The sequence below is a fragment of the Stenotrophomonas sp. PS02300 genome, from assembly GCF_029959395.1.
Classification (GTDB): Bacteria; Pseudomonadota; Gammaproteobacteria; order Xanthomonadales; family Xanthomonadaceae; genus Stenotrophomonas; species Stenotrophomonas maltophilia_AD.
Map to the genome: position 1 here is coordinate 20,687 of NZ_JASCOP010000050.1, position 7,231 is coordinate 27,917.

General features: G+C 67.9%; 6 protein-coding genes. 3 read left to right on the forward strand and 3 right to left on the reverse strand.

Annotated features, from left to right (window positions below; genetic code table 11):
* Window positions 1-18: 18 nt before the first annotated feature.
* Together smrA and QMX79_RS11060 are read right to left on the reverse strand one after the other, a co-directional pair.
* Window positions 19-1,854, reverse strand: a complete 1,836-nt coding sequence (gene smrA / locus QMX79_RS11055) for a multidrug efflux ABC transporter SmrA (RefSeq protein ID WP_282246791.1) — start codon at window positions 1,852-1,854, stop codon at window positions 19-21.
* Window positions 1,855-1,912: 58 nt separating this feature from the next.
* Entirely contained in the window at window positions 1,913-3,442 is a 1,530-nt protein-coding gene (locus QMX79_RS11060; RefSeq protein WP_282246792.1) for a serine hydrolase, read from the reverse strand.
* A gap of 160 nt (window positions 3,443-3,602) precedes the next feature.
* Between QMX79_RS11060 and QMX79_RS11065 the strand changes: the two genes are divergently transcribed.
* From QMX79_RS11065 to QMX79_RS11075, 3 genes are read left to right on the forward strand one after another with little or no spacing between them, the layout of a single operon-like run.
* Window positions 3,603-4,037, forward strand: coding sequence for a VOC family protein (locus tag QMX79_RS11065; RefSeq protein ID WP_282246793.1), 435 nt, complete (start codon window positions 3,603-3,605; stop codon window positions 4,035-4,037).
* Complete coding sequence (locus tag QMX79_RS11070) at window positions 4,034-4,852, forward strand: DUF72 domain-containing protein (RefSeq protein WP_282246794.1); 819 nt, start codon at window positions 4,034-4,036, stop codon at window positions 4,850-4,852. Before QMX79_RS11065 ends, QMX79_RS11070 begins: the two co-directional genes overlap by 4 nt.
* A gap of 24 nt (window positions 4,853-4,876) precedes the next feature.
* A complete protein-coding gene (locus QMX79_RS11075; protein ID WP_282246795.1) occupies window positions 4,877-5,824 on the forward strand; it encodes a DMT family transporter in 948 nt (315 codons plus the stop codon).
* A 36-nt stretch (window positions 5,825-5,860) separates the two neighbouring features.
* Here the strand turns inward: QMX79_RS11075 and QMX79_RS11080 are convergent, their stop codons facing one another.
* On the reverse strand, window positions 5,861-7,024 hold the full coding sequence (locus tag QMX79_RS11080) for an AAA family ATPase (RefSeq protein WP_336618864.1): 1,164 nt from the start codon (window positions 7,022-7,024) through the stop codon (window positions 5,861-5,863).
* Between the last annotated feature and the right edge of the window lie 207 nt (window positions 7,025-7,231).

Below are 7,231 nucleotides of genomic sequence, written 5' to 3' on the forward strand. Positions count from 1 at the left end.
ACAAGCGCGCCATTTGCATTACTTCACATCCGCCGCCACGAAACCGCCCGTCTGCCGCGCCCACAAGCGTGCATAGAGACCACCCGCTGCGACCAGCTCGGCGTGCGTGCCGGTTTCCACAATGCGGCCCTGGTCCATCACCACCAGCCGGTCCATGCGCGCGATGGTGGACAGGCGGTGGGCGATGGCGATCACGGTCTTGCCCGCCATCAGCTCGTCCAGGTTGTCCTGGATCGCCGCTTCCACTTCCGAATCCAGCGCCGAGGTCGCCTCGTCCAGCACCAGGATCGGCGCGTCCTTGAGCAGCACCCGCGCGATCGCGATGCGCTGGCGCTGGCCGCCGGAGAGTTTCACCCCGCGCTCGCCCACGTGGGCGTCGTAACCCTGTCGCCCTTCGGCGTCGCGCAGCGTGTCGATGAAGGCGGCCGCGCGCGCCTTGCTCACCGCCGCACGCAGTTGTTCCTCGGTGGCATCCGGCCGTCCGTAGAGAAGGTTGTCGCGGATCGAGCGGTGCAGCAGCGAGGTGTCCTGGGTGACCACGCCGATCTGCCGGCGCAGGCTTTCCTGGGTCACCGCTGCGATGTCCTGCCCGTCGATGCGGATGTGCCCGCTTTCCAGGTCGTACAGGCGCAGCAGCACGTTCACCAGCGTCGACTTGCCCGCCCCCGACGGGCCCACCAGCCCGATCTTCTCGCCCGGCTTCACCGTCAGGTCCAGCCCGGCGATCACTCCGCCCTGCTTGCCATAGTGGAAGTGGATGTCATCGAACTGCACCCCGCCCTCGCGCACCACCAGCGGCACCGCGTCGGCGCGGTCCTGCACGCTCAGCGGCTGCGAAATGGTGGTGATGCCATCCTGCACCGTGCCGATGTCCTCGAAGATCCCGTTGATCGTCCACATGATCCAGCCGGACATGTTGTGGATGCGGATCACCAGCCCAGTGGCCAGCGTGATCGCCCCCACCGTGATGTTGCCGTGGCTCCACAGCCACAGTGCCAGCCCGCAGGTACCCGCAATCAGGAATCCGTTGACGATTGCGATGGTCAGGTCCATGCCGGTGGTGATCCGGGTCTGGCGGCGGTGTTTCACCGCCAGTTCCTCGATCGCCTCGGCCACGTAGGCCTGCTCGCGCCCGCCGTGGGCGAACAGCTTCAGCGTGGGAATGTTGGTGTAGCCATCGACGATGCGGCCCATCGCCTTGGAACGCGCTTCGGACGCGATCCAGGCACGCTCCTTCGCGCGCGGCACGAAGTACACCATGATCACCACGTACGCGGCCAACCACAGCACCAGCGGGATCATCAGCCGCCAGTCCGCCTGCGCGAACAGGTACAGCGCCGTGCCGGTGTACACCACGATGTACCACAGCGAATCCACCATCTGCACCGCCGACTCGCGCAGCGACGTGCCGGTCTGCATGACCCGGTTGGCCATGCTGCCGGCGAAATCGTTCTGGAAGAACGACAGGCTCTGGCGTACCACGTAGTTGTGCATCAGCCAGCGCGAGCGGTTGCTCAGCCCCGGCACGATGGCCTGGTTGACCAGCAGGTTGTGCAGGCCCACCAGCACCGGCCGTGCCACCAGCGTGATCGCCGCCATCCACAGCAGCGTGTCCGCGTGCCGGGCGAAGAAGCCCGCATCCGGCTGCTCGCTGACCATGTCGACGATGCGGCCCAGGAAATCGAACATGGCCACTTCCACCAGCGCCAGCAGCAGCCCGGCGATGAGCGTGGCCAGCAGCACCGGCCAGACCGGGCGCAGGTAGTGGAGGTAGAACGGCAGCACCCGGCGCGGCGGCATGCGCGCGTCGATCGGCGGAAATACGGGAATCAGCGACTCGAACCAGCGGAACATTCCATTTCCCGGAAAACAGGCAGGCTGCGATTATCCCACCGCGGCCTGCCATTTGTTTTCACGGGGTCAACACCAGGTCCTGGAAGTCGAAACTGAAGTCGGTCAGCGACGACACCGCCTGCATGCGCACCTCGCGCACCTTGCCGTCCGGATCCAGGCTGAAGTTCACGAACGCATCGGCGTTGAGCGAGCGGTCGTCCCAGCGCACGATGAACGTATCGTGCTGCCAGTGCTCCATCGTGCCCACCAGCTGCGCCGTCCTGCCGAAGCGCAGGCGCAGCGTGCCGGCGCGCTGCTCCACGAACACCTCGCCATACCACGGGTCGCGGTAGGTGCCGGCGTAGCGGGCCAGCGGCAGCGATGGGGTGGATTTCGGATCGCGTGCGGCCTGGTGCGCGGCCCAGCCCTCATCGGCCTTGTCCTGCGCCTTGGCTACCGCAGCGGCATACGCCGCCACCCAGTCGGTGGCCGGCGCCTTGAGATACGCATCCAGCACGTCCATGGTGACCGCGTTGAAGGCCGCGCCCACTTCCTGGTTGGTCAGCACCACGATGCCCAGCTTCTGCTCCGGCACCAACGTCACCCGCGACACCATGCCCGGCCAGCCGCCGGTGTGCCACACCAGCTTCTGCCCGCGGTAGTCACTCAGGCTCCAGCCCTCGCCGTAGCCGGCGAAATTCGGGCGCGCCGCGGCCAGCGCCGGCACGCTCGGCTCGGGCACCACCTGCGGGGTGATCATCTGCCACATCGCCTGCTGGCTCTTGGGGCTGAACAGCGCCGTGCCATTCTCCAGCTTGCCCTGGGCCAGCTGCACGTTCATCCAGCGCGCCATGTCGTGCACGCTGGAATACACCCCGCCGGCACCGGCGTTGTTGGACCAGGTCAGCGGCGCCACCGTGCGCAGCTCGGTGAAGTCGAACTTGGCATGCCCGGTGGCCGCCTTGTCGCCCGGCTTCAGGTGATCGGCATTGAAGCGGGTGCCGACCATGCCCACCGGGGTGAAGATGTGCTGCTGCAGGAAGTCCGCATAGGACTGCCCCGAGACCTGTTCGATTACCTGCTGCGCCACCGCATACAGGATGTTGTCGTAGGCGTAGCGGTCACGGAAGCCGGCCTTCAGCGGTACCTTGCCCAGCCGCTGCACCACCTCGGCATTGCTGTAGGTGGTGGTCGGCCAGAACAGCAGGTCGCCCGCGCCCAGGCTGAGCCCGCTGCGGTGCGAGAGCAGGTCGCGGATGCGCATCTCGCCGGTCACGTACGGGTCGGACATGCGGAACGACGGCAGGTGGTCGATCACCCGGTCGTCCATCTTCAGCTTGCCCTGCTCGGCCAGCAGGTTCAGCGAGGTCGCCGTGAACGCCTTGGTGTTGGAGGCGATGGCAAACAGCGTATCGGCCTCGACCGGTGCCGGCTTGCCCAGTTCGCGTACGCCATAGCCGCGCTCGAAGACAATCTGGCCGTCCTTGACCACCGCCACCGCGATGCCGGGAATGTCGAACTGACTGCGCACGCGTTCCACCGTGGCATCCAGCCGCTGCAGCTCGGTCGGCACGGCTGCCGACGCCAGGGGTGCGCATGCCAGCAGCACAAAGCCTCCGATCCAGGATGTGTTCAATCAGTGTCTCCGGTTGCATGTTGCAGGGGCGTCGAGGCCACCAATGGGCCGGTTACGCCAGGTTTCGCGCGATGGTAACGCGGCCGGTTGCAGGCTCGCCTGTGCCAGAAGCCGCCCACCCCGGAGCACCCGCATGACCGCACCCACCGAGTCCGGTTCCACCATCATTCCCTGCCTGCGCTACCGCGATGCCCGCGCGGCCATCGCCTGGCTTGAGCGGGCGTTCGGGTTCACGGCGCAGGCCGTGTACGCCGAAGGCGACCTCGTGTACCACGCCCAGCTGGTGTACGGCACCGGCATGATCATGCTCGGCTCGGTCGACAACGGCGGCGAGTGGGGCAAGCTGGTGGTGCAGCCGGATGAAATCCAGGGCCGCGAAACCCAGAGCGCCTGCGTGATCGTCACCGACCCCGATGCCCACTACGAGCGCGCGGTCGCTGCCGGCGCCGAGCTGGTCATCGACATCGCCGACCAGGACTACGGCGGCCGCGGCTATGCCTGCCGCGACCCGGAAGGGCATATCTGGTGGTTCGGCAGCTACGATCCGTGGCGCGAGGCCGGCCTTTGAAGCACGCATCCCCCGGGCCGATCTTCACCGGCATCGGCGGTTGGGTGTTCCCGGGCTGGCGCGGCGGCACCTTCTACCCGGCCGGGCTGCCGCAGCGCGAAGAGCTGGCCCATGCCAGCCGGCAGCTGGGCTGCATCGAGATCAACAGCACCTTCTACCGCGCGCAGAAGCCGGCGGTGTACGCGCAATGGCGCGAGCAGACCCCGCCCGGCTTCCGCTTTTCGGCCAAGGCACCGCGCACGGTCACCCAGAGCCACGACCTGGCCGCTGCTGGCGCGCGCGCCGACGGCTTCATCCAGGGCATCAGCGCGCTGGAGGACCGGCTGGGGCCGCTGGTGTGGCAGTTCGGCGAAAAGCACCCGGCCGGTGCGCAGGAGTTCGATCGGTTCCTCGATGCGCTGCCGCGCAAGGCGGGCGGGCGGGCGTTGCAGCACGCCTTGGAAGTACGCAATGCCGCCGCGTGGACGCCCGAGCTGATCGCGGTGGCGCGCGCGCATGACGCCGCCCTGGTGTTCAGTGGCTCGCCGGAGTACCCCAGCTTCGCCGACCCCACCGCCAGCTTCGTCTACGCCCGCCTGATGCAGTCGCGCGCCAACCTGCGTGCCGGCTACCCCGAACGCACGCTGGAGCAGTGGTGCCTGCGCGCGATGCGCTGGGCACGCGGCGAAGACAACCCCGACCTGCCGCACATCACCGCCGATGCCCCGACCCGTGGCCCGCGCGAGGTCTACATGCTGTTCATCGGCGCCGCCAAGCATCGCAACCCGGGCGCCGCAGTGGCGTTGCGCAGGCAGTTGATGCAGGTAGGCGCATGATGCCGATTGCCGCACAATATGCGGATGCCGATGACCGACACCCGCAAAGCGCTGCTGCAAATCCACTTCTGCGTGCTGCTGTGGGGCGTCACCGCGATCCTCGGCAAGCTCATCAGCCTGCCCGCGCTGCCCCTGGTGTGGTGGCGCATGCTGCTGGTGGTGGCCATGCTGGCCCTGCTGCCGCGCGTCTGGCGCGGGCTGCGCCAGCTCTCCCCCGCCCTGTTCGCCGGCTACTGCGGCGTGGGCGCGCTGGTCGCCCTGCACTGGCTCACCTTCTACGGCGCGGTGAAGCTGGCCAACGCCTCGGTAGCCGCCACCTGCATCGCGCTGGCCCCGGTGTTCACCGCCGTCATTGAACCGTGGGTGGCCAAACGCCCGTTCCAGCTGCGCGAACTGGCCTTCGGCATCGCCGTGCTGCCCGGCGTCGGCCTGGTGGTGGGCGGCGTACCCGACGGCATGCGCCTGGGCGTGCTGGTCGGCGCCATGTCCGCACTACTGGTTGCCATCTTCGGCTCGCTCAACAAGCGCCTGGTCAGCCACGCCGACCCGCTCACCGTTACCGCGGTCGAACTGGGCGCCGGCACCATCACCCTGACGCTGCTCGCCCCGCTGCTGCCGTTCCTGCTGCCGGCGCTGGCCAGCCCGCTCTGGGTAATACCCGACCTGCGCGACGGCATGCTGCTGCTGGCCCTGGCCGGCGTGTGCACCCTGCTCCCGTTCGCCCTCGCGCTGGTCGCCCTGCGCCACCTCAGCGCCTACACCGTGCAGCTGGTCACCAACCTCGAACCGGTCTACGCGATCCTGCTGGCCATGGTCCTGCTCAGCGAACAGCGTGAACTCACCCCGCTGTTCTACGCCGGCGTCGCGATCATCGTCGGCGCGGTGTTCCTGCACCCGCTGTTGAACCGCCGCAGGAAGGTGCAGCACCCCGAGATCCTGGGCACCTCCGAGGCGCGCAACATCGCCGATTGACGAGCGTACCCACCAACGGTGGGTACCTACCGGAAATCAGCGGGTGGGCCAGTACCACGCGGGCACGTCCAGCACGCCCTGGCCCACCAGCGTCGTACGGCTCATCTGCTTTTCCAGCGCGATCGACGTGCACTGCTCCGCCTCGCGCAGCGCCGCGATCAACCGGCTGGCATGCGACACCACCCACACCTGGCTGCGCGCCGCCGCCCCGATGATCAACCGCCCCAGCGCCGGCAACAGGTCCGGGTGCAGGCTGGTTTCCGGCTCGTTGAGCACCATCAACGGCGGCGGGCGTGGCGTGTGCAACGCCGCGATCAACAACAGATAGCGCAGCGTCCCGTCGGACAGCTCCGCCGCGCCCAGCGGCCGCAGCAACCCGGGCTGGTGGAACTTCAGGCTCAACTGATCCTCGTTCGGCTCGATATGCACCCGCGCGCCCGGGAACGCATCGTCGAGTGCAGCCGCCAGCGCCTCCGGATCGCCAATCTCCACGATCGTCCGCCACGCCGCCGCCAGGTCATGCCCATCGTGGCTCAGCACCGGCGTGCGCGTGGCCAGGCTCGCCTGCCGCGCCGGCGCATCCCGGTCACTGCGGAAATGATCATAGAAGCGCCAGCTGCGCAGCGTCTCGCGCAGCCGCAGCACCTCCGGCATCCGCTGCGGATCGGCTACCTGCGTGAACAGGCTTTCGTGCACCGACAGGTTCGCTTCCAGCACCTCCCAGCTCCGCCCGTTGCGCCGCCGCACCATTGCCCCCCGCCGCTCCACCAGCACATTACTGCTGCGCAGGAACGGCCCGGCCCAGATGCTTTCGCACTTGATCTGCGGATCCAGGTTGAACATCGAATGCACATCGCCCAGCGGATAACCCAGATCGATCGCATACCCGAAATCATCCGCCGCAAAACCCAGCCGCAGCGCCACCGACTTCTGCCGCGGCCCGCCCTGCACCGGCACCTCCCCCGACAGCATCCGCCGGTCCAGCGTCTCCGGCCCGGCCCACAGCGCCGACTGGAACCCGCCCTCCCGCGCCAGCGACGGCGTCACCCCGCCCCGCGCCGTATCGGCCAGCAGCCGCAGCGCGCGATACAAGCTCGACTTGCCACTGCCGTTGTCACCGGTGACCAGGTTCAGCGATCCCATCGGCACGACCAGATCGTGCAGGGAGCGGTAGTTGGAGATGGCGAGGGTCTGCAGCATGGACGGAATCCGCAGGGAAACGGGCGTGCAGGATGGCAGCGATAGGTCGCAGATATTGCGATTGATGGCGCGATTGACCCAGTCAATCGTCATGTTTTTTGCCGGCACACCGGCCAGGCGTCAAAGGCTGGCGGGGGCGGGTTTGCGGGACTGTCAAAAACATGGATGTTTTTGACAAGCCTCCATGGACGGATTCACGGCGTGTCC